The organism is Streptomyces sp. 1331.2, assembly GCF_900199205.1.
Classification (GTDB): Bacteria; Actinomycetota; Actinomycetes; order Streptomycetales; family Streptomycetaceae; genus Kitasatospora.
Genome location: NZ_OBMJ01000001.1, coordinates 7,123,925 through 7,146,098, shown reverse-complemented (window position 1 = coordinate 7,146,098; position 22,174 = coordinate 7,123,925). Strand labels below are relative to the sequence as shown.

Here is a 22,174-nt window from a genome sequence, read left to right as displayed (position 1 = left end):
CGCTCGTCTCCTGTCTCGACTGTCTGCTTCGTCCCGCACTGCCTCGTCCGGCGCTGCCTCATCCCGCTGCTCCCACCGCTCCCCGCCGCCACGGCACCGCCACGGCCCGCCCGGCTCCTGCACCCGGCTTCCGCGTCATTGCCGCTCCCCCGCGCGCAGTTCGGTGGCGATCTGGCGCCGGCCGGCGATGAGTGTCTCCAGCACCACGACGAGGCCGACCAGCAGGGCCAGGCCCGCCGTGGGCAGCAGCACCGGCAGCAGCGCCGGGGCGAGCACGTCGCCGACCCTGGCGCCGACCAGGGTGGAGATGTCGAAGGCCGAACCGAGCAGTCCGACGGCCGCCGTGGCGACCAGGCCGCCTCCGACGGCTGCCGCCAGGGCCTGCGGCATCGCCTCGGCGACGATCAGCGCCAGCCCCTGCCGGGGGCGCAGGCCCATGGTCCGCAGCCGGGCGAGCACGGCCGTGCGCTCGGGCGCGGCCCGGAACAGCGTCAGCAGGACGGCCAGCACGGCGAATCCGGCGCCGGCCGCGGCCGCGTACCAGAACAGCCGTCCGGCGGCGTGCTGCAGCGGGTCGTCGGCGAGCGCGGCCGAGGTTTCCCGGCTGCTGCGCACGTTGTACCCGGCGGGCAGCCCGTGGGTGCCCCGGCCGCCGGCCGCGGCCTCGTCCGCGAGCCGCTTGGCGAGGCCGGTCGGCTGGGTCAGGCCCTTCTCCCGCAGGGTCGTCCTGACCTGCTCGGGGTCGAGGTCGCCGACCGCGAACCAGCTGTTCACCTGCACCTTCTCCGGCAGGCGTTCGGCCGCGGGCCCGGCAGCCACCACGACGAACGGCAGGCCCGGGTCCGGCAGCGCCGGGGTGGCGTCGACGATCCCGGCGACGCTGGTGCGCAGCTCGTTGCCGTTGGGCGTGCGCACCTTGGCGGCGCCGGTGCTCAGCCGCTTGACCAGGTCGCTGCTGAACAGTGCGGGCAGCGGGGTGTCCGGGCCGCCGGGAGTGCCCGCGAGCTTCGCCGGGTCGAACTCGCCGATCCCGAGCGTGCGGGCGATCTCGGCGTACGCCTTCGGCTCGACGACCACCAGGGAGGCCCGGGTGTAGTCCTGGTCGCCGCCGATGAAGGTGGCCTTCGGCTCCACCCACGCCGCGGTCGCGGCGCGGGTGCCCGGCAACTCGCCGGCCGCCTTGGTGAACTCCTCCGAGAGCTTCCCGTACGCGGGGATGGTGACGGAGACGTCGCCGCCGGCCATGACCTGCGCGGCGCGCGTCCGGCTCTGCTCCACCGTGTCGAGCACGGTGGCGCCGAATCCCGTCGTGGTGACGGCGATCAGCAGCGCGAGCAGCGGCAGCACGGACGGGCTCCGGCGGCCCGAGGAGTCCCGGGCGGCCCGGGCCAGACCCAGGAAGGCGACCAGACCACGGCCGCGGCCGGCCAGCGCCGCCAGCCGGCCGACCACCAGCGGCTCGATCCGGGCGAGCAGCAGTCCACCGGTCACCGCGAGCAGCAGCGGGGCGGCGACCAGCAGCGGGTCCGGAGCGGCGCCGGCCTGTCCGACGCCGCGGCGCCGCACCTCGACCACGGCCGCGACGGTGACCGCCAGGACGACGAGCTCGCCGACCAGCCGGCGCCGGCCGCCGCCGGCCCGCTCTCGCGACCACAGCAGCGCGGCCCGGGCGGGGAAGGCCAGCAGCGCGAGCAGCGTCGCGGCGAGGGCCGCGAGCACCGCGTCGCCCCACCGCGGGGTCGGCAGCAGGACCAGGGCGAGCGCGGTCGCGAGCACGGCGGCGGGCATGACCGTCACCAGGCCCTCGCCGAGCAGGCGCCGCAGCACGCCGAGGAGCGAGCCGCCGCGGGCCCGCAGCAGCCGGATCTCGGCGGTGCGCCGGTCGGTGGTGAGCGCGGCGGCCAGGAACAGCACCACCGCGGCGACGCCGGCGACCCCGGCGGGGCCGATCCCGCTGAGCGGCCGCGCGGCCTGCAGGCGGGTGTCCGCGCTGGTCAGGATGGAGCTCAGAAGCGCGGAGGTGTGCAGGTCGGCGCGGCCGGTCACCCGACCGAGGAGCGCGGCGTCGGGCCCGGAGACGAAGGAGTTGAGGGTGCTGCGGGTCCGGTCGAGCTGGTCCGCGCGCAGCGCGGCGACGTCGACGGGCAGCCGCCAGAAGTCGTCGACCGTCCAGCCCCAGGTGGCCAGCGTGCGCAGGCTCCCGCCGTCGAGGAAGCCGGTGGTCTTCAGAAAGTCGTTGCCGTTGTTCCCGGCCTGGAAGCAGGCGCGGTCCGGGCAGCCGATGTCCTCCCAGTACGGGTCGCGCGGGTCGTTGACCCGGTAGAAGCCGGTCACCACGCTGACCAGCGGCTTGCCGGTCACGTCGGCACCGTTGTCGACGTGGTCGCCGAGCTTGATGCCGATGGCGTCGGCGGCCTGTCGGCTCACCACGATCGGCAGCGGGGCACCGGGGTCCGCGGCGCCCGGCCAGGCCCCCTCGACCAGCGTCACCCGGTCGGCGAGGCCCTGCAGGTAGACCAGGGAGAGGCCCGGCGGGTTGCGGTCGCCGACCCGGGTGTAGTTCGGGTTGTTCATCGGCCCGTAGCCCGTGCTGCGGGCACCGTGGGCCTGTCCGGCACCGGCCAGCGGCAGCTTCGCACCGACCCGCTCCAGGAGCACCTTCTGGACGGTGTCGAGGACGGGGCCGGCGTCCTCCGGCCTGAGCCTGGACGTGGTCTGCAGGCTGGTCGCGGTGAGGCCGCGCTGGCTCACGAAATCCCGCAGCGCCGCGTCCGCGCCCCGGTCGGCCAGCCGGGGGAAGGCCGCCGCCAGGAAGATCGTGACGAACGCGAGGGCCGCCATGAGCAGGGCTGCGAGCGGGTTCGCGCCCAAGCGGGTGCGGACCCAGCGTGCGGGACGGTGGTCGTCCCGGTGGTTGCGACGGTCGTTGCGGTGGTGATTGCGGTGGTGGTTGCGCTGGTTCCGGTGCGCGGACACGGGGGTGTCGGCCTTGGTGGTCACATCTCCTCCACGAGGCGCAGCCGGGAGGCCACGTTTCGACCGCGGCGTCCGATCAGGAAGGCCGACAGCAGCGGGACAACGGCGATCGCGAGCGTGAGCAGCAGGACCTGACCCACCGGCAACCGGATCACTGCCTCGGGCAGGGGCCGCCTGGCGGCGGAGGTCAGCACCATGAACGGCACGATCAGGTGGACGAGCAGGGCTCCGAGGACGACGCCGACGACGCTGGCGAGCCCGATCAGCAGGCCGTACTCGGCCGTGGTCGCGCGTCGCACCACCCGGCGGGGTGCGCCCAGGGCGAGCAGCAGGGCGGAGTCCTGGGTGCGTTGCCGGGCGGAACCGGCCACGGCGGCGCCGAAGCCGATCGCCGCGAGCACGGCGGTGGCGACCGCGATCGCCATCAGCGCGCTCTGCGGGGCGGCCCCGACCGGGTCGCCGAGGAGGCGTTCGGAGGCCTCGTCGTAGACCTGGACGTCCTGGCCCCCGGGGGCGGAACGCAGGGCGGCGGCGGCCTCGGCCGGAGTGCGGTCGCCGGGGCCGGAGGCGGGCAGCCACCATTCGGCGCGGCCGGACAGCGAGCGGCCGTCCTCGGCCAGCAGCCGGGCGGTGGTGGCCAGGTCGACGACCAGCGCGTCGCGGCCGGCCACCGGTACGGCCTCGACCACACCGGTGATCTTGACCGAGAGGGTGGTGCCGGAGACCGGCACCCGGATGGTGTCGCCGACCGAGGCGCCGACCATTGCGAGGTAGCCGCGGGTGGCGACGCCGGACAGGATCGACGGCGCCGCCGCTACGGACGGGCCGGCCGGGCCGACGACGGTCCGCAGGGACTCTCCGGTGCCGTCCGCGAAGACGTAGCTGACGCTCAGCAGCCGGTCGTCCTGCGCCGGGCCGGGAGCGACGACGGCCGTGGGCTTCCCGTTCGTGGGCCGGGGCAGCGCGGTGGCCTTCCAGGACAGGCCGGCCGGCACCGCGACGGGGGTGGCCGCCCCGTCGGCGGTGTCGGAGACGGCCAGCCGGTGGATGGTGAGCTCGCCGGCGGCCCGGTCGCTGAAGGTCACCGTCGCCCCGACCACGCTGAGCGGGGTGGCGGCCGAGCCCGCCGGGGCGCCGGTGAGGTCGCTCAGCGAGGCCGAGGCGAGCAGGTCACCGCTGATCGGGAGGCCGGCGAAGGGGGCCTTGTGGATGTAGCCGAAGCGGTCCCGCAGCAGGAGCGTCACCTCGGGAGGGGACTGCCTCAGGGACCGGCCACCGATCACGACCTGCTGTGCGTCGAACTCCTGGCGGATGGAGAGGTCGGCGTCGATCCGCAGCGGGTGGCCGGGCAGCGGGACCTCGGTCTGCGCCCCCTCGGCGGCGGGGGCGACCTGGGCGGCGGGCGCAGCGGGGGCAGCCGGGCTGGGCGGGGCGGCCAGGGGGGCGAAGAGCTCCTGGCGCGTCTTCCCTGCCAGCAGGTCCTCGCGGACCGGGACGCGGTCGGCGAGCGCGGTGGTGTCCGTGGCGAGCATCTGCCCGGTGCCACCCGGCAGCGCCTGCTCCCAGCGCACCACCTGGAGCAGCCGGTCGCCGCCCGGCAGGGCGCCGTAGCGGCCGCCCTGGCCCATCAGCGGGCTGTTCGCGGCGGAGATGCGCAGGCCACCCGCCGTGTCGAAGGAGGCCCGGTCGCGCTGGGAGGCGGTCCAGGTGGCGTGCTGGCCGAGGGCGAGCACGCCGGTGGCCACCGCCAGGACGAGCAGCAGCACCGGGCCGTTGGCGCGGGCCGGCTGACGGGCCAGCTGCCAGCCGACCATGGCCGGGCCGAGGCCGCGACCCCTCGCGGCCACCCGTGAGCCCAGGACCGCGGCGAGCGGCAGCAGGCGCAGCACGATCAAGGTGCCCGCGCAGAGCGCCAGGGTGGGGGTGGCGACCAGCAGCGGGTCGATGCCGAGTTCCCCGGAGGAGTCGGCGGACAGCCCGCCCCCGTACTGGTCGAGCTGCTGGTAGGCGAGGACGGCCAGCACCAGCACGGCGAGGTCGCCGCCGTTGCGCGCCACGCCGGAGACCAGGGCCTGACGGCGACCGGTCCTGCGGCGCAGGGCGGCTCCGGCTCCGCGCAGCAGGCTCGGCACGGCGGCCAGCACCACGGAGGCGAGGGCGCAGACCAGTGCGACGGGCCACAGCGTCCAGCCGATGCCGGTATCCAGGGTCACCCGGTGGGCCCGGCCGAGGCCGCCCAGGACGTGGACCAGGGTCGGGGTGAGCAGGGGCGCGAAGACCGCCGCGGGGGCGGCGAGCAGCAGCAGCTCCAGGGCGGTGAAGCCGCCGAGGCGGGTCCCGGAGGCGCCGCGGGCGGCGAGCAGTTCGTTCTCCCGCTCCTGGCGGGCCGCGATCAGGCGGACGACGAGCAGCAGGGCGGCCGCGGCGAGCACGGCCAGCTGCAGGGCGCCGATCAGCAGGGTGGACCGGGCGACCACCATTCCGGCCGTCAATTCTTTGATGACGTCGGAGAGTTCGGTGTTCACGCCGAGGGAAGCGGTCTTCCGTGCGTCGTCCGTCAGGGCCTGGACGCGGTTGCCGAGCGCCTGGGCGGTGGCCTGGTCGACGGTCGCGAAGTCGGCGTCGAGCAGCCAGCCGCGGCTGCTCTGGGTCAGGCCGCCCGTGCTGAAGGCGCTCTGGTCGACCATCATCGGGCCGTAGGTGGTGAAGCCGCCGGTCTCGACCTCGTGGCCGCCGACCGGGTCGATCCGCCAGTACGGGTCGAACGGGTCGAGCGCCTGGTAGACGCCGGTGACACGGACGGTCAGCGGCTTGCCGTCGAGCCGGTCGACGAGCGGTACGTCGGCGGGCAGGGCCTGCCCGGTCAGACCGAGGCGCGGCAGCACGGCCTGGGGGACGGCGACTTGGGGAGCGGTGGACCGGACGGGACCGGCGACGGCAGCGGGCCAGACGCCGGCGACCAGTCGGGTCCGGCCGCGGTCGACGTCGGCGAGGACCGTCAGGTCCGCCTTGTCCCCGGTGGCCCGAGCCGCCGTACCCTCGGTGCCGGCCGTGCCCGTTGTGCCTGCAGTGCCCGCTGTGCCGGCCGTGCCCGCTGTGCCGGCGGTTCCGGCGACCGGCAGGCCGTAGGAGCGGCTGCGCAGCAGGCTGTCGGTGTGCACGGGCAGCTCACCGAAGAGCTTCTGACGGTAGGCGGCGAGCGCCGCCTCGTCCTTCTCCCGCTGGTCCGCTCCGTGTTCGGCGGTCACCACCACCGTGGTCCGGAGATGACCGGGTCCTTGGAGCGCCTGCCGCAGGCCTGCCTGACCGACGCCGCTGTTGAAGGTCACCAGGGCGGTCAGCACCGCCGTGGCGATCAGCACCGTCAGCAGGACGGCAGCAGCCAGCGGCAGTCGCCCGCGCAGTCTGCGCACGACGAAGCCGAGCATCGAGTTCCTCCCCCGTGACTACGTCCCCGGTAGCGTCAACCGGCCCCGCTCACCGATCCGACCCGGGCACAAATCGGCCACAGATGGACACTTCGAGAGCACACCGGCGCATGGACCACCGGCATTCGATCACCGGATAGCGGACGATGCTGTCAGAAAGCATCCAGGAACGGAAGGGACTTGCGCGAATCAAGTAACCAGTGAGCAAATTCCTTTCATTGGATAACATCCCGCCGGGGATGCCCCATTGAAATGCCATGCACACTTCACAAATCCGGCTCCGCCGCTCTCCCCTGGCCGACGAACTCCGCCCTCTCGTTTTCTCCCCGGGAACGTGAACCAGCGGAGCTCTCGTATCCGTAGAGACCGAATGGGACCGGCTCACCACGCCCACAGGGGGACGCCGCATGACACAGGATCAGGCCGCAACCGCCGCCGGCTCAGCCACCAGCCCGGCCGAGGCCGGGACCACGGCCACCGAGCCGATGGTCACCGTGACCGACCTCCGACGCAGCTTCGGCACCGGCGAGCGGACCGTGCACGCCCTGCGCGGCATCTCCTTCACCGTCGGCCGCGGCGAACTCACCGCCCTCAAGGGCCGGTCCGGCTCCGGAAAGACGACCCTGCTCAATCTGGTCGGCGGCCTGGACTCCCCGACCGGCGGCAGCATCGCCATCGACGGCACCGAACTCGGCGGACTGAACGAGGACGGCCGACTCGCCCTGCGTCGGGAGCGGATCGGTTTCGTCTTCCAGTCCTTCGGGCTGATCCCGATGCTCACCGCCGCGGAGAACGTCGGCGTGCCGATGCGACTGCGCAAGGTCGATTCCGCCGAGCGCGAGGAACGCACCCACGCCCTGCTGGCGTTGGTCGGCCTGGCCGACCACGCCAACCAGCGCCCCGGCGAGCTCTCCGGCGGCCAGCAGCAGCGCGTCGCCATCGCCCGCGCCCTGGCGAACGAACCCGGCCTGATCATCGCCGACGAGCCCACCGGTCAGCTGGACTCCGAGACCGGCCGCTCGATCATGGAGCTGCTGCGCGCGGTGGTGCGCAGCGAGGGCGTCACGGTGCTGGTCGCCACCCACGACCCGACGCTGATGGGGCTCGCCGACCGCGTGATCGAGCTCCGGGACGGGCGGGTCATCGAGGAGCAGGCCGAACAGGCCGCATAGCGGGAGCGGGCGCGGGGGTCGGAAATGGCGGGGATGCGGGGATGCGGGGATGCCATCCCGCATCCCCGCATCCCCGCCATTTCCGCTGAGAAGTACCGGCCGTGATCTCCGTCGAACTTCCCGACTCCATTGTCAGTGGCATCGGCTATGGTCGCCGACGACTGGGGGGAATCCACTGCACAGGAGGTTCGATGACGATCTTCTGCCGCATTGTCCGGGCGATCCGCACATTCGGCCGGAAAGCACGATCGTGGTGGCCGGCGAGGCCGCCGACCACCACGACTGTTGGCTCGTCCGTCAGGCGCCCGGAGGCCGGCCCGTCAGACCGCCGGGAAGATCTCCGCGTCCGGCTTCAGCAGCTGGCCGGGCTTCGGCGCGGTGCCGTCCACCAGGTAGCGGGTGACCAGCTCGTTCAGCGCCTTGCTGCGGCCGACGGCGCAGTGCTCGATCGAGTCGACGCTGACCAGCACCGCGTTGCCCAGCTCCTGCTGCATCCGCTGGGCGAACTTGTACTGGGTGGCCGGGTCGTAGAGGTTGCCGATCACCATCACGGTGTTGGAGGTCTTCTTGTTCCACGGGCCGGAGAAGCGCTCGGCGTCCCGGGCCGGGGCCGGCCAGCTCGCGCACGCGGGCGCGTCGAAGGCCTGGTAGCGGCCGAAGGTCGGCGACTCCTGCTCCCAGCTCTTGGCCACGTTCGCGAACACCCGGTCGTTCGACGGGTACGGCTTGTCCTGGCAGTTGACGCCCAGGTAGGAGTCGTCGGCGGTGTACTCGGAGTCGGCCGGGGCCTCCCGCAGCGCCCGCGGGACGTCCACCGAGAGGACGTTGGCGTCCTCGTCCGCGACGTTCGCCTTCGGGGCCAGCAGGGTGGCGGCGTTCGGCTTCTGCAGCGCCTGGTAGGTCGCCTGCAGCGACTTGGCCAGCGGGGCCAGCTTGGCCTGCGAGTACAGGGCGCTGGCGACCTCGCTGGTGAAGCTGCTCAGCGTCACCTTGGAGCCGTTCGCCAGCGTGATCGGGCTGGTCCGCAGGTGGTCGCGGAGCTGGTCGAACTTGGCCCGGGTGTCGCCCTCGCCGAAGGCGCAGCGCGGGGCGCCGGCGGCCTGGCAGCGCTTCAGGAACTCGTCCAGGGCCAGCTCGAAGCCGCCCGCGCGCTGGCGGTCGTACTCCAGGCCGTTGTGCAGGCGCAGGTTGGGGTCGACGTTGCCGTCGATGATGATCGCCCGGACCTTGTTCGGGTACATGTTGGCGTACGTCGAACCGATCAGGGTGCCGTAGGAGAACCCGGCGAAGCTGAGCTGGGAGTCACCGACGGCGCGGCGCATCCGGTCCAGGTCGCGCACCACGTTGATGGTCGACATGTGCTCGATCAGCGGGCCGGCGTTCTTGCTGCAGGCGTCGGTGTAGTCCTGGTCCGCGTCCAGCGTCTCGCTGACCTCGGCCTTGGTGACCGGCACGCCGACCATGCGGTTGTTGACCGCGTCGGCGTCCTCCTGGGTCTTGAAGCACTTGAGCGGGTTGCTCCGGGCCACGCCGCGCGGGTCGAAGCCGATCAGGTCGAACTTGGACTGCACCTCGGGGCCGAAACGGCTGGTCGTCGCCCACAGGTAGCCACTGCCGCCCGGGCCGCCAGGGTTGAGGAAGAGCGAACCGATCCGCTTCGACGGATCGCTCGCCCGCCGCCGCATCATGGCGATGCCGATCTTCTCACCCGACGGATTGTCGTAGTCCAGCGGCACGGGGTAGACGGCGCAGTCGTAAATGCCCGGGTCCGGCTTGCTCGGATCGGGGTTGCACGGGGTCCAGGCGACAGGGTCGACCTTCGCCTCGGCCAGGCTCGGGGCCTGGTCCACCGGGGCCGCCGAGGCAGCGACGGCGGAACCGGTGACAAGGGCGAGGGCGCAGGTGACTGCTCCGGCCAACGTGGATATGCGGGACAAGGAACCTCCTCCGTACTGAAAAGGGCGGCCCCAGCCTGTCAGCCGGAGAACTCCGTGTGAAGACCTCGGTGCAGCGGAAATTCTCCGCGGACGATTCTGTGCACGGCGGAATATTCTGTTAATGAACCGACTTGACGGTTCATTGCCCTGAGGTTTCGCCAGATTTCGCCCCTTCGCAGGCCATTCCCCCGAAGCCCGGCCGGCGCCGGCTCGACGCCCGACCGACGGCGGGCCGACGGCCGGAGCGCGTCTTCACTCCGCGATCGGCTGCGAGAGATTGTCCTCGGCGACCACCTGGTAGACCGTGTTCAGGGTCGGCGGGCCGACGAGGTGCTTGATCCGCTCGAAGCGACGCTCCTCGACCGGGGCGAGCCGCTCCATCCAGGCCTGCATGGACTCCGGACCGTGATCGCCCTCGATCAGCGCGATGGTGATGATCTCCCGCGAGTCCTCCAGGGCGGTGGCACTGATCACCCGGGTGCGGGGGTCGTCCGGAAACACCTCGTCCGGGATCCAGGCCTTGCGGAACTCCCCGTACTCCACACCCTCGTTGAGCTTGCGCACCATGACGGCGACGAGCTGCATGACGTCCTCCCCAGCATGTTTCTTGCAGTGCAAGAAGTTGACGTCGAGTATTGTTTTCTTGCACTGCAAGAGTTGTCAAGACCGCGGTGGAACCGCCCCGGTGACACCCGGGGCTCAGGAGGAGCAGATGCCGAGCCGACGCACACGCCCGAGGTCGGGCCTGACCCGCGAGAAGATCATCGACGCCGCTCTCGCCTACGTGGACGAGCACGGCCTCGCCGCGCTCTCCAACCGCAAGCTCGGCGCGGCCCTCGGCGTCGAGGGCATGACTCTCTACTACTACGTCCCCAGCAAGGCCGCCCTGCTCGACGGCATGGTCGAGCGCCTGCTGGAGCTGTCGGCCGGGGCCCTCTTCGCCGAGCCCGAGGGGCCGTGGACCGAGGTCGTCCGGGAGTTCGCGGTCGAGCTGCGCCGCCTCCTGCTCGCCCACCCCGCCATGCTCACCGTCCTGGCCACCCGCCCGGCCGCCACCCCGGCCGCCCTCGCCCTACTGGAACGCGGCATCGCCGTGCTCCACGACGGCGGTGTCCCGCTCGGTGACGCGCTCGACGTGCTCAACTCCGTGGTCCGGTGGACCATCGGGCACACCCTCGGCGAGGTCGGGGAGACGCCCCACCACGAGGGCACCGAGCCCCGACCCGAACAGTTCGCCGCCCTGGACCAGGCCGCCTACCCCCACCTCGCCCGCGCCTTCGCCACCGACGAGGGCCTCGACTCCGAGCAGTGCTTCCACCGCACGCTCCGCATCCTGCTCGCCGGCTACGCCGCCGAGTTGGCTCATGCCGAGCACGGAGGCCCATGACGGGTACGCGGCCGGCCGCCCGGCCTGGACACCAGAGGCCGGGAGGCACCCGCCCGCCGATCCGGGAGAAGGGGACCGAGCCGGCAGCCAGGAGGCCTTCGGCGGCCGGACCACCGCCGAGCCGCGCGCCAGGTCCACCGAACAGGGCACCGGCCTTCCCCCGACCGGCCATGCCCTAACCGGCACTCGCCCCGCGCAGGGCGGCCGCCACCAGCCCCTCGATCTCGTCCGCCTCCGGCTCCCCTTCGCCCACCAGCCGGTCGAAGACCAGACCGTCCACGCAGGCGAGTAGCGTGCCGGTCCGGCCGTCCGGGTCCGGCACGCCCCGTTCGGCCAGGAAGGCACGGACGGCGGCGCGTCCCGCGTTCTCACGCGGGACGAGGATCTCCCGCAGCTCGGGATCGCGCACGCTCTCCACCGCACACGCGTACCGGGCGAGCGAGCGCCGCCGCCCCTCGCCGGTCAGCCGGTGCCGCATCAGCGCGCGGATTCCGTCGGCCAGTTCCTCCGCCGAGCGGACGGGCACCTGCTCCCCCATCGTCTGCAGCTCGCCCTGGTCCAGCTCCACGAGCCGCCGCACCAGCGCGGTGAGCAGCGCCTGCCGGGTCCGCAGGTAGGCCGAGGTGGTCCCCACCGGCAGCCCCGCCGCCGCGTCCACCGCCCGGTGGGTCAGCCCGCGCACCCCCAGGTCCGCCAGCACCCCGATCGCCGCGTCCGCCAGCACCGTCCGCCGGTCCGGCCGCCCCTGCTCCTCATCTCGCCGCATCCCCCCTTTCTACCGGCACCATCCCCGCCATCGGGAAACCGGCCCGGGAGCGGCAGGCCGGTGGACGCCCGGGCCGAAGACCCGCCTGCCCGACGCCGACCGCCACCGCTGCCACCACCACCCGCCCTCCCGGACGGACGGCCGCCGATAAGCCCGTAGTACGCTCCCCCCACAGCATCTTCTACAGCTGTAGAAAAACAGCGCGGCAACACGGGAGGACCGGGCATGAGCAGCAACAGCGCGGTGGTGGTCGGCGGCGGGATCGGCGGGCTGGCGACCGCGATCGGACTCCGGCTGGCGGGCTGGGAGGTGACGGTGGTCGAGCGGGCAGCCGTCCTGGACGATGCGGGCGCCGGCATCTCGCTGGCCGCCAACGGGATGCGCGCGCTCGCCGCGCTGGGGGTCGGCGAGGCGATCGAGGTGGCCGCGCGCCGCCAGTACACCGGGGGCACCCGGACCCCCGACGGCCGTCGGCTCGCGGTGATGGACGGGGCGGCGCTGGAGCGGGAGCTGGGCGCGCCGATCGTCGGCATCCCGCGCGCCGCCCTGCACCGGATCCTGCGCGAGGCCCTGCCCGCCGAGTCCCTGGTGATCGGCGCCGAGGTGACCGAGGTGGACACCACCGACCCGTCCCGGGTCCGGGTCCGCCACGGCGACACCGTCCTGGACGCCGACCTCGTCGTGGCGGCCGACGGCATCAACAGCCGCCTCCGACGCCTCCTCTTCCCCGCTCACCCCGGCCCGGCGTACAGCGGCTCGACGGTCCTGCGGGCGATCACCGAGCGCCCGGTCGACGGCCTGACAGCGGACTTCGAGCTCACCTGGGGCCACGGCGCCGAGTTCGGCCACATCGCCTTCCCGGACGGCACGGCCGAGTGGCACGCCGTCCTCAACGCCCCGGCCGGGGTCCGCTACCGCGATCCGCTGACCGAGGTCCGCCGCCGCTTCGCGCGCTGGCACGACCCGATCCCCGCACTGCTGGCCGCCACCCGCCCGGAGGCGGTGCTGCACCACGACGTCAACGTGCTGGCCACCCCGCTGGCCTCCTTCGTCGCGGGGCGGATCGCCCTGCTCGGGGACGCGGCGCACGCCATGACGCCGCACCTCGGCCAGGGCGCCTGCCAGGCCCTGGAGGACGCGGTGACCCTGGCGGCGGCGCTCGCCGGGGCGCGGACGGTCGAGGCCGCGCTCGCCGAGTACGACGCGACCCGACGGCCGCGCAGCCAGACCGTCGCCCGGGACGCCCGCCGGGCCGGCCGGATGGGCCAGCAGCTGGCCAACCCCCTGGCGGTCGGGCTGCGCAACGCCGCGATCCGGCTCACCCCGCCCGGCGTGATGGTCCGGACCGTCCTGAAGCACGCCGACTGGGCGCCGCCCCGGATCGCTCCCCGGGCCGCCTAGGAACTGTCCGGCCGATCATGTGACTGTCGCCTGATCTGCTTGGCCGGTGCCCGCACCGACCCACCCCCGGCACCAGCCGCGCCAAAGGGGGAAAAGACAACGCGCCCTGGTGGGACCAGCCGACCTCCAGGAGTCGGCTGCGTTCGTCGCCGGTCATCAGTCGCATGGTGATCCGGGTGGCCGGGCATTCCACGGGGCGTTTCCCCTTTCCCGGGTTCGTTCGGGCCGGGACGGCCGCAGGCTGTCCCGGCCCGTGCGTGTGTGGTGTCCGGCGCGTCCGGCGGTACCGAGTGGGGCGGAGCACCGAGTCAGAAGATCCGGCCGCCGTAGAACGCGTCGTAGTACGGCCCGAACCGTCGGCGGGCGTCGTAGTCGCCGTCCGGCGCGCCGTCCGGGCCGGCGTCGTCGAGGTCGGGGCTGTTCTTGATCTCGTCCCTGGACCGGTCGACGTAGACCTTCTGCTCGGCGATCTCGATCCGCGTCACGGTGCCGGCCGGGAGCAGCACGCGCCGGCCGAAGATCCACGGGCCGGTGTCGACGACGAGGTACTGCTCGCCGACCGCCTCGGACAGCTTGTCGACCTTGCCGATCGGACCGTCGACGGCCTCCACGTGGAAGCCGATGAGGTCGGTGCCGGCCGAGTGCCCGGCGACGGTGCGGAACTCCCAGATGTCACGGCGCTCGTTCATGACTGCCTCCGTTCGTCTCATCACGGGCCGGGCCCAGGTCGTACGGGCCCGGCCGGTCGTGACGGGTCGGTTGCCCCGGATGCCGCGCTTCATGCCGACGGATCCGGGAACCGCCCGCGGCGCCCGGCGTCCGGGCGTCCGGCGTCCGGGCCTTCAGGCGGACGACGCCGGTCCCGCGGCGGCGCGCTCGACGTGGTGCTTGAAGTCGTTCAGGTCGTCGATGACGCGGCGGTCGACGAAGCCGAGCGCCTCGACGAGGTGCTCCCAGAGCCCGTGCGGCTCGATCTCCAGCTGGAGCATGACGCGGGTGGTCCGGTCGTCTACCCGGTGGAAGGTGACGACGCCGCTGTGGCGCACCGGGCCGGTCCCGCCGTCCCAGGCGACCCGCTCGCCCTCCACGACCTCGGTGGTCACGGCCTCGAACTCCCGGCGGCCGCCGGCCGTCACGACCACCCAACTGCTGTTCCCGGGCCCGGACACGTCGACGCTCACCACGCCGCGCATGAACTGCGGGAACTCCTCGCACCGCACCCAGCGCTCGTAGACCTCGTCGCGCGGCGCCGCTATCTCGACCGACTCCTCGATCCGTCCCATGCCGTCCTCCTCCTCGGCCTCCGGCCCTCACTCCCCCGACGCCGCCGGGATGGCGGCCCACGGATGCCCGGGTTCCCCGTTCCCCGCCCGGCATGCACCGTGCGCGGCGCGCCCGCTACGGTCCGTCCGCGATTCGCCCGCCCGGGCGCCCGGCGAGCCTCGTTCGGGCACCCGGAGGGCCAACTTGAGCCGGACGGATCGGCGAGTCTGGACAACGAGCCGGACGAGGCCGGGTGCACATCGACTGGGACATCTCGGTGGACTCCACGATGGCCTGACCTTCGGCCGGGCCCTGGACCTAGCACTACTAGGAGAGAGCCAGGGGCCCGTCCCGGCGGGGCGCCCGCCGCCCTGGACCGAGCCCAGGGCGGCGGGCGCCCGGCTCGGCGTCGAGGAGCACGCGAATCCGTCGCCCGAGCCGCGAAATGGCCGAAACACCGGGCCTGCCACCCGAAGGGAGCAGTATTCGCTGTGGCATGGATCACGATCCGGGATTCGACCTGACGATCCGTCAATTCGACTGATGTTCCGTCACATCAATTCCACAAGACCGTAGTTGTCACCTGACAATGTGTCAGATTCGGTCACTCTTCGCCGAGTTGGGTCGAAATTCGCCCCGTACGCCGTCCGTCACCCGGGGCTACCATCGGTCAGGTTGTCCGCTCCGGCCCCGGAGTGGGGTCACCCGGTTACGGCGAGTGCTCCCACCGCCCCCAAGGGCCGGGCATCGATCGGGACCGGGGCGAGGACGAGGAGCGCAGGCGCTGCCATGACAGCTGAACCGAGTCAGCGGACCGAACCGGACCAGCCGACGGAACCGCTCCAGCCGACCGAACCGAGCCGATCGGCGGAGCCCAGCCGTCCGACCGCAGCGGCCCTGTTCCCGGGCCGTCCGGCCGCCGCACCGCGCACCCTGGTCGACGTGCTGGACGCCACCGTGCGCGCCCACCCCGACGAGCCCGCCCTGGACGACGGCCGCACCGTGCTCAGCTACCGCGCGCTGGCCGCCGAGGTCGCCCGGCTGCGCCGCCGACTGGCCTGCGCCGGGATCGGCCCGGGCGACCGGGTGGGCGTGCGCGTGCCCTCCGGCACCAACGACCTGTACGTCTCGATCCTGGCCGTGCTCGCCGCCGGGGCCGCCTACGTCCCGGTGGACGCGGAGGACCCGGACGAGCGCGCCGAGCTGGTCTTCGGCGAGGCCGGCGTCGCCGCCGTGCTCGGCGCCGGGTGCACCCTCGGCACGACCACCGAACGCCAGACCCTCACCGGACGCCAGGCCGCCGCCGAGCACCGCCCCACCCTCGCCGACGACGCCTGGATCATCTTCACCTCCGGATCCACCGGCAAGCCCAAGGGCGTCGCCGTCACCCACCGCAACGCCGCCGCCTTCGTGGACGCCGAGGCCGCGCTCTTCCTCCAGGAGGAGCCGATCGGCCCGGGCGACCGGGTGATGGCCGGACTGTCGGTGGCCTTCGACGCCTCCTGCGAGGAGATGTGGCTGGCCTGGCGGCACGGCGCCTGCCTGGTGCCCGTCCCCCGTTCCCAGGTGCGCAGCGGCGCCGACCTCGGCCCGTGGCTGGCCGAGCAGGAGATCACCGTGGTCTCCACCGTGCCGACCCTGGCCGCGCTGTGGCCGGCCGAGGCGCTCAACGAGGTGCGGCTGCTGATCTTCGGCGGCGAGGCCTGCCCGCCCGAGCTGGTGCAGCGCCTGGTCACCGAGGGCCGCGAGGTGTGGAACACCTACGGCCCGACCGAGGCCACCGTGGTCGCCTGCGCCGCCCTGCTGACCGGCGAGGGCCCGGTGCGGATCGGCCTGCCGCTGGACGGCTGGGACCTCGCCGTGGTGGACGAGGCCGGCGAGCCGGTCGCCCCCGGCGGCACCGGCCAGCTGGTGATCGGCGGGGTGGGCCTGGCCCGCTACCTCGACCCGGAGAAGGACGCCGAGAAGTACGCCCCGCTGCCCTCGCTGGGCTGGGAGCGCGCCTACCGCAGCGGTGACCTGGTCCAGGCCGACCCGGCGGGCCTGCTGTTCCTCGGCCGAACCGACGAGCAGATCAAGCTGGGCGGCCGCCGGATCGAACTCGGCGAGGTCGACGCGGCGCTGCAGGCCCTGCCCGGTGTGGCGGGCGCGGCCGCGGCCGTCCGCACCGCCCGCGGCGGCAACCAGCTGCTGGTCGGCTACCTGGTGGCCCAGGAGGACTTCGACCGCGAGCAGGCCGTCGAGCGGCTGCGCGCCGAACTGCCCGCCGCCCTCGTCCCGCTGCTCGCCACCGTCGACACGCTGCCCACCCGCACCTCCGGCAAGGTCGACCGGGCGGCCCTGCCCTGGCCGCTGCCCGAGCTGGAGGCCGCGGGCCCGAGCGAGCAGCTGTACGGCACCGAGGCCTGGCTGGCCGAACAGTGGGCCGAGATCCTCGGCGTCAAGGTCGGCGGCCCGCGCGACGACTTCTTCGCGGTCGGCGGCGGCAGCCTGGCCGCCGCCCGACTCACCACCCTGCTGCGCACCCGCTACCCGAACGCGGCCGTGCTGGACATCTACCAGCACCCGACGCTGCGCAAGCTGGCCCGGCACCTGGAGAGCACCGCCGCCGACGGCGTCGAGGCCCGGACCGTCTCCCTGGTGCCGACCAGGGCCAAGCTGCTGCAGCTGCTCCTGCTGGTCCCGCTGTTCACCGTGGTCGGCCTGCGCTGGACGGTCGCCCTGCTGGCGGCCGGCAACCTGCTCGCCCACCTCGGGAACCACCCGTGGGCGCCCGCCGCCTCCTGGTGGTGGGTGGGCGCGGGGGCGCTCGCGCTGTACACCCCGGCGGGCCGGCTGGCGGTCTCGGCGGGCGGCGCCCGGCTGCTGCTGCGCGGTCTTCGCCCGGGCAGCCACCCACGCGGCGGCGCCGTCCACCTGCGGCTCTGGGCGGCCGAGCGGCTCGCCGAGCTCAGCGGCGCGACCTCGCTGTCCGGCGCCTGGCTGGTGCGCTACGCCCGCGCGCTGGGCTGCAAGGTGGCACCCGAGGTGGACCTGCACTCGCTCCCGCCGGTCACCGGGCTGCTGAAGCTGGGCCGCGGCTGCGCGGTCGAGGCCGAGGTGGACCTGTGCGGCTACTGGCTGGACGGCGACCGGCTCCTGATCGGCCAGGTCAAGGTCGGTTCCGGCGCCGTGGTCGGCACCCGCTCGACGCTGCTGCCCGGCGCCCGGGTCGGCAAGCGCGCCCAGGTGGTGGCCGGTTCCACCGTCACCGGCCAGGTCCCGACCGGCCAGCGCTGGGGCGGCGCGCCCGCCGCCAAACTGGGCCGCGCCGAGCGCGCCTGGCCCAAGGAGCGCCCCCGGCGCCGGGCCCGCTGGGCGGCGATGTACGGCGCCGGCGGTGCCGTGCTCGGCCTGCTCCCGGCGCTGCCCGCCCTCGCCGCCCTCGCCGTACTTTCCCGCTTCGTCCACCAGGGCGACCAGCTCGGCCCGGCGCTCGGCGGGGCCCTGCTCGGCCTGCTGCCCGCGACCCTGGCGTACGGCGCGGTGTACGCAGCTCAGCTGCTCGCCCTGGTCCGGCTGCTGAGTGTCGGCCTGGTGCCCGGGGTGCATCCGCTGCACGGCCGGGTCGGCTGGCAGGCGTGGATGGTCACCCAGCTGATGGACCGGGCCCGGGAGGTGCTGTTCCCGCTGTACGCCGGGCTGGTCACCCCGCTGTGGCTGCGGGCGCTCGGGATGCGGGTCGGCCGGGGCTCCGAGGTGTCGACGGTGCTGGCGCTGCCCAGTCTGACCACGGTCGGTGACGGCGCGTTCCTGGCCGACGACACCCTGATGGCGCCGTACGAGCTGGGCGGCGGCTGGGTGCGGCTCGGCGAGGCGAAGGTCGGCGACCGGGCGTTCCTGGGCAACTCGGGGATGACCGCGCCGGGCCGCTCGGTGCCCAAGCGCGGCCTGGTGGGCGTGCTGTCGGCGACGCCGGCGAAGGCGAAGAAGGGCGGCTCGTACCTGGGCATGCCGCCGATGCGGCTGCCGCGCTCGGCGGACCAGGCCGACCAGAGCCTGACGTACGAGCCGCCGGCCCGGCTGCTGTGGGCGCGCGGGCTGGTCGAGCTGGGCCGGGTGGTGCCGGTGCTGGCCTCGGGCGCGCTGGGCCTGTTGACGGTGGCGGCGCTGTCCTGGCTGGCCGCGGGCTCGCCGCTGGGCGCCGCGCTGCTGTCGGGTGCGGTGCTGCTGGCGGCCGGCGCGGTGGCCTGCCTGGTGGCGGTGGCGGCGAAGTGGCTGCTGGTCGGACGCTTCCGGGCGGTGGAGCACCCGCTGTGGAGCGGCTTCGTGTGGCGCAACGAGCTGGCGGACACCTTCGTGGAGATGCTGGCGGTGCCGTGGCTGGTCGGCGCGGTGCCGGGCACGCCGGTGCTGAACCTGTGGCTGCGGGCGCTCGGCGCCGAGGTCGGGCACGGGGTCTGGTGCGAGAGCTACTGGCTGCCGGAGGCGGACCTGGTCACCCTGGGTGACGGGGTGAGCATCAACCGGGGCTGCGTCGTGCAGACCCACCTCTTCCACGACCGGATCATGCGGATGGATACTGTGGTCCTCCGCGAGGGCGCCACCCTGGGCCCGGGCGGGATCGTGCTGCCCGGCAGCACGGTGGGCGCGCGCAGCACGCTGGGCCCGGCCTCGCTGGTGATGCGTGCCGAGTCCGTCCCCGCCGACACCCGGTGGCTGGGCAACCCCATCGAGGCGTGGCAGGTCACGTCATGACCACGCCGAGCAGCACCACCCCGACCAGCAGCACCATCCCGACGAGCAGCACCACCCCGACCAGCAGTCGTCCCGGCCCGCAGGAAGCGCACGTCCCCGTGAAGCCCAAGCACGCCCCGGCCGCCGCCGGCGCCCCGGACCCGTACTTCCCGAACAGCGGCGACCACCGCTACCGGGTGCACCGCTACGAGCTGGCGCTGGACTACCGGCCCGGGCCCAACCGGCTGGCCGGCTCGGCCCGGCTGAGCGCGGTGGCGGACGCGGCCCTGGCCGAGTTCGCGCTCGACCTCGCCGAGTTCCGGATCGGCCGGGTGCTGGTCGACGGCCGGGCCGCCCGCTACACCCACCGCGGCGGCAAGCTGCGGATCCGTCCGGCGAAGGCGCTCTCGGCGGGCGCGGCCTTCACCGTCGAAGTGCACTACACCGGCAACCCGCGCCCGGTGCGCAGCCCGTGGGGCGGCCTGGGCTGGGAGGAGCTGACCGAGGGTGCGCTGGTGGCCAGCCAGCCGGTCGGCGCGCCGTCCTGGTTCCCCTGCAACGACCGGCCCGCCGACAAGGCGACCTACCAGCTGGCGGTCACCACGCCTTCCCCGTTCACGGTCGTGGCGAGCGGCCGGCTGCTGACCCGCACCACCCGCGCGTCCAGCACCACCTGGGTGTACGAGCAGAGCGCGCCGACCCCGACGTACCTGGTGACGGTGTCGATCGGGCACTACCGGGCGGTGCCGCTGGCCGCGCGCCCGGCCGTGCCGCAGACCGGGTACGTGCCGGAGCGCCTGGCCACCGGCTTCGCCCGGGACTTCGCCCGGCAGCCGGAGATGGCGGCGTACTTCGGCGAGGTGTTCGGGCCGTACCCGTTCGGCGAGTACGCGGTGGTCGTGGCGGACGAGGAGCTGGACGTCCCGGTGGAGGCGCAGGGCGTCGCCACCTTCGGCACCAACCACCTCGGCGGCGGCTGGGAGCGCGAGCGGCTGATCGCCCACGAGCTGGCCCACCAGTGGTTCGGCAACAGCGTCACGATCGCGAACTGGCGGCACATCTGGCTCAACGAGGGCTTCGCCAAGTACGCGGAGTGGCTCTGGTCGGAGCACACCGGCGGCCCCGGGGCGGCGGTGCATGCCGCCGCCGCGCACCACCTCCTGGCCGGGCTGCCGCAGGACCTGAACCTCGGCGACCCGGGCCGGAAGCTGATGTTCGACGACCGGCTGTACCAGCGCGGTGGCCTGCTCGTGCACGCGCTGCGGCGGGCGCTCGGCGACGAGGCCTTCTTCGCGATGCTGCGGGACTGGACGAGCATCCACCGGCACGGCGTCGTCGACACCGCCGACCTGCGGGCGCACGCCGCCCGTTACACCCCGGCGCCGCTCGGCCCGCTCTTCGAGGCCTGGCTGGAACGGCCGGAGCTGCCGCCGCTGCCGTAACTGCCGTAGCTGCCACCGCCGGGGCTGCCGGGGCCACCGGGCCGAGGGGTCGTCACCCCGCGAGAAAATCGGCCCGGGCCCGGCGCCGGGCTGGACTACTGTCCGTCCACATGTCGATGAGTTTCGAAGACCACATGACCGACCTGCCCGCGGACCTGCTCCCCACCACCCGCCGCGCCCTGTTGCACCGGATCGCCGTCGCCCAGTCCGAGGCCCGTACGCCCTCGCTCGTCGCCGGCCTGGTGCGGGACGGGCGACCGGTGTGGAGCGGCGCCCGCAGCATGGTCGACGGCCACGCGCCCACCCCGGACGTCCAGTACCGGATCGGCTCGATCACCAAGACCTTCGTCGCGGTGCTGGTGCTGCGGCTGCGCGACGAGGGCCTGCTCGACCTCGCCGACCCGCTCTCCCGCCACCTGCCCGGCACCCCGGCCGACGGCGCGACCATCGCCCAGCTGCTCTCGCACTCCGCCGGGCTCGCCGCCGAGACCCCCGGCCCGTGGTGGGAGCGGACGGAGGGGTCGCTGCGGCCCCGCCTCGACGACCTCCTGGAGGCCGAACGCCCGCTCAAGCACCCGGTCGGACGGCGCCACCACTACTCCAACCCCGGCTACGCGCTGCTCGGTGCCCTGGTGGAGAAGCTGCGCGGGGAGCCCTGGGGCGAGGTGCTGCGCCGGGAGGTGCTGGCCCCGCTCGGCATGGACCGCACCACGCTGCTGCCCGCGCTCCCGCACGCCGGGGGCTTCGCCGTCCACCCGTGGGCGGACGTCATGCAGCCGGAACCGCTCACCGACACCGGTCTGATGGGCCCGGCCGGCCAACTCTGGTCCACCGGCGCCGACCTGGCCCGCTGGGCCGTCTTCCTCGCCGCCGGAGACGACAAGGTGCTGTCCGCCGACACCCTCGCCGAGATGCGCCGCCCCGCCGTCGCCCCGGACGACGCCGAGTGGACCAACACCTTCGGCCTCGGCCTGCAACTGCGCCGCCACGAGGGCCGGTTGCTGTACGGACACACCGGCTCGATGCCGGGGTTCACGGCCGCCCTGTGGATCAGCGAGGCCGACGGCCTGGCCGCGTTCACCCTGGCCAACGCCACCAGCGGCGTCAACGCCGCCCTGGCGGCCGAGTTGATCGCGCTCACCGCCGCGCACGAGCCCCGGCTGCCCGAGCCCTGGCGGCCGCTGCCCGAGGTGGACCCGGAGCTGACGGCGCTGACCGGCCCCTGGTACTGGGGCGCCGCGCCGAACGTCCTGCGGCTGCGGGCCGACCGCGTCCTGGAGCTCGCCCCGCTCTCCGGCGCCGGCCGGGGCTCGCGCTTCCGCCCCGAGGCGGACGGCACCTGGATCGGCCTGGACAACTACTACGCCGGGGAGACCCTGCGGGTGGTCCGCACCGCCGACGGCACGGTCGGCCACCTCGACATCGGCTCCTTCGTCTACACCCGCGAACCGTACGGCCCGGAGGCCGCCGTCCCGGGCGGCCTCGACCCGGAGGGCTGGCGGGCGTACTAGCTTCCCGAACCGGGACGGGGCCTGACCCGGACCGGACGGGACCGGGACGGGACAACGGGGCGGGGGCGTGCGGTGCATCCGCACGCCCCCATTGTCCACCCCCTGCGAACGAGCGCCCGGTGCCGGGCAGATGACCGGCAGGCCACGGGTGGTCCCATTCAACAGGTGCACATCT

Annotated in this window: 13 protein-coding genes; 6 read left to right on the top strand and 7 right to left on the bottom strand. The window is 74.0% G+C overall.

The window, feature by feature from the left end; all coding sequences use genetic code 11:
- Nucleotides 1–135: 135 nt before the first annotated feature.
- Nucleotides 136–3,000 carry a hypothetical protein gene (locus CRP52_RS31005; protein ID WP_097239414.1) on the bottom strand — a complete coding sequence of 955 codons (2,865 nt, stop codon included), beginning with the start codon at nt 2,998–3,000 and terminating at the stop codon, nt 136–138.
- Nucleotides 2,997–6,404, bottom strand: a complete 3,408-nt coding sequence (locus tag CRP52_RS31000) for an ABC transporter permease (RefSeq protein ID WP_179852973.1) — start codon at nt 6,402–6,404, stop codon at nt 2,997–2,999. Before CRP52_RS31000 ends, CRP52_RS31005 begins: the two co-directional genes overlap by 4 nt.
- Nucleotides 6,405–6,811: 407 nt before the next feature.
- Between CRP52_RS31000 and CRP52_RS30985 the strand changes: the two genes are divergently transcribed.
- Nucleotides 6,812–7,576: an ABC transporter ATP-binding protein gene (locus tag CRP52_RS30985; RefSeq protein WP_097239410.1), complete on the top strand. Its 765-nt coding sequence runs from the start codon at nt 6,812–6,814 to the stop codon at nt 7,574–7,576.
- A 320-nt stretch (nt 7,577–7,896) separates the two neighbouring features.
- Here CRP52_RS30985 and CRP52_RS30980 read toward each other — a convergent pair whose 3' ends face one another.
- Both CRP52_RS30980 and CRP52_RS30975 read right to left on the bottom strand, forming a co-directional pair.
- Nucleotides 7,897–9,513 carry an alpha/beta hydrolase gene (locus CRP52_RS30980; protein WP_218893138.1) on the bottom strand — a complete coding sequence of 539 codons (1,617 nt, stop codon included), beginning with the start codon at nt 9,511–9,513 and terminating at the stop codon, nt 7,897–7,899.
- Nucleotides 9,514–9,765: 252 nt separating this feature from the next.
- A complete protein-coding gene (locus tag CRP52_RS30975; RefSeq protein ID WP_179852972.1) occupies nt 9,766–10,098 on the bottom strand; it encodes a hypothetical protein in 333 nt (110 codons plus the stop codon).
- 127 nt (nt 10,099–10,225) lie between these two features.
- Between CRP52_RS30975 and CRP52_RS30970 the strand changes: the two genes are divergently transcribed.
- Nucleotides 10,226–10,900: a TetR/AcrR family transcriptional regulator C-terminal domain-containing protein gene (locus CRP52_RS30970; RefSeq protein ID WP_179852971.1), complete on the top strand. Its 675-nt coding sequence runs from the start codon at nt 10,226–10,228 to the stop codon at nt 10,898–10,900.
- 175 nt (nt 10,901–11,075) lie between these two features.
- On the opposite strand, the gene CRP52_RS30965 is transcribed toward CRP52_RS30970, so the two are convergent.
- Entirely contained in the window at nt 11,076–11,666 is a 591-nt protein-coding gene (locus CRP52_RS30965; protein WP_097239407.1) for a TetR/AcrR family transcriptional regulator, read from the bottom strand.
- Between the two features lie 225 nt (nt 11,667–11,891).
- Between CRP52_RS30965 and CRP52_RS30960 the strand changes: the two genes are divergently transcribed.
- Entirely contained in the window at nt 11,892–13,067 is a 1,176-nt protein-coding gene (locus tag CRP52_RS30960) for an FAD-dependent monooxygenase (protein WP_097239406.1), read from the top strand.
- 308 nt (nt 13,068–13,375) lie between these two features.
- On the opposite strand, the gene CRP52_RS30955 is transcribed toward CRP52_RS30960, so the two are convergent.
- Together CRP52_RS30955 and CRP52_RS30950 are read right to left on the bottom strand one after the other, a co-directional pair.
- Complete coding sequence (locus CRP52_RS30955) at nt 13,376–13,756, bottom strand: PRC domain containing protein (protein ID WP_097239405.1); 381 nt, start codon at nt 13,754–13,756, stop codon at nt 13,376–13,378.
- A 153-nt stretch (nt 13,757–13,909) separates the two neighbouring features.
- Complete coding sequence (locus CRP52_RS30950; protein WP_097239404.1) at nt 13,910–14,350, bottom strand: SRPBCC family protein; 441 nt, start codon at nt 14,348–14,350, stop codon at nt 13,910–13,912.
- Nucleotides 14,351–15,119: 769 nt separating this feature from the next.
- On the opposite strand from CRP52_RS30950, the gene CRP52_RS30945 reads away from it, so the two are divergent.
- From CRP52_RS30945 to CRP52_RS30935, 3 genes are all read left to right on the top strand, one after another.
- Entirely contained in the window at nt 15,120–19,067 is a 3,948-nt protein-coding gene (locus CRP52_RS30945; protein ID WP_097239403.1) for a Pls/PosA family non-ribosomal peptide synthetase, read from the top strand.
- A complete protein-coding gene (locus CRP52_RS30940; RefSeq protein WP_097239402.1) occupies nt 19,064–20,488 on the top strand; it encodes a M1 family metallopeptidase in 1,425 nt (474 codons plus the stop codon). The genes CRP52_RS30945 and CRP52_RS30940 overlap by 4 nt, the downstream gene beginning before the upstream one ends.
- Nucleotides 20,489–20,604: 116 nt before the next feature.
- Nucleotides 20,605–21,999 (top strand): serine hydrolase domain-containing protein, encoded by a 1,395-nt coding sequence (locus tag CRP52_RS30935; RefSeq protein WP_257032939.1) that lies wholly within the window; start codon nt 20,605–20,607, stop codon nt 21,997–21,999.
- Nucleotides 22,000–22,174 lie beyond the last annotated feature (175 nt).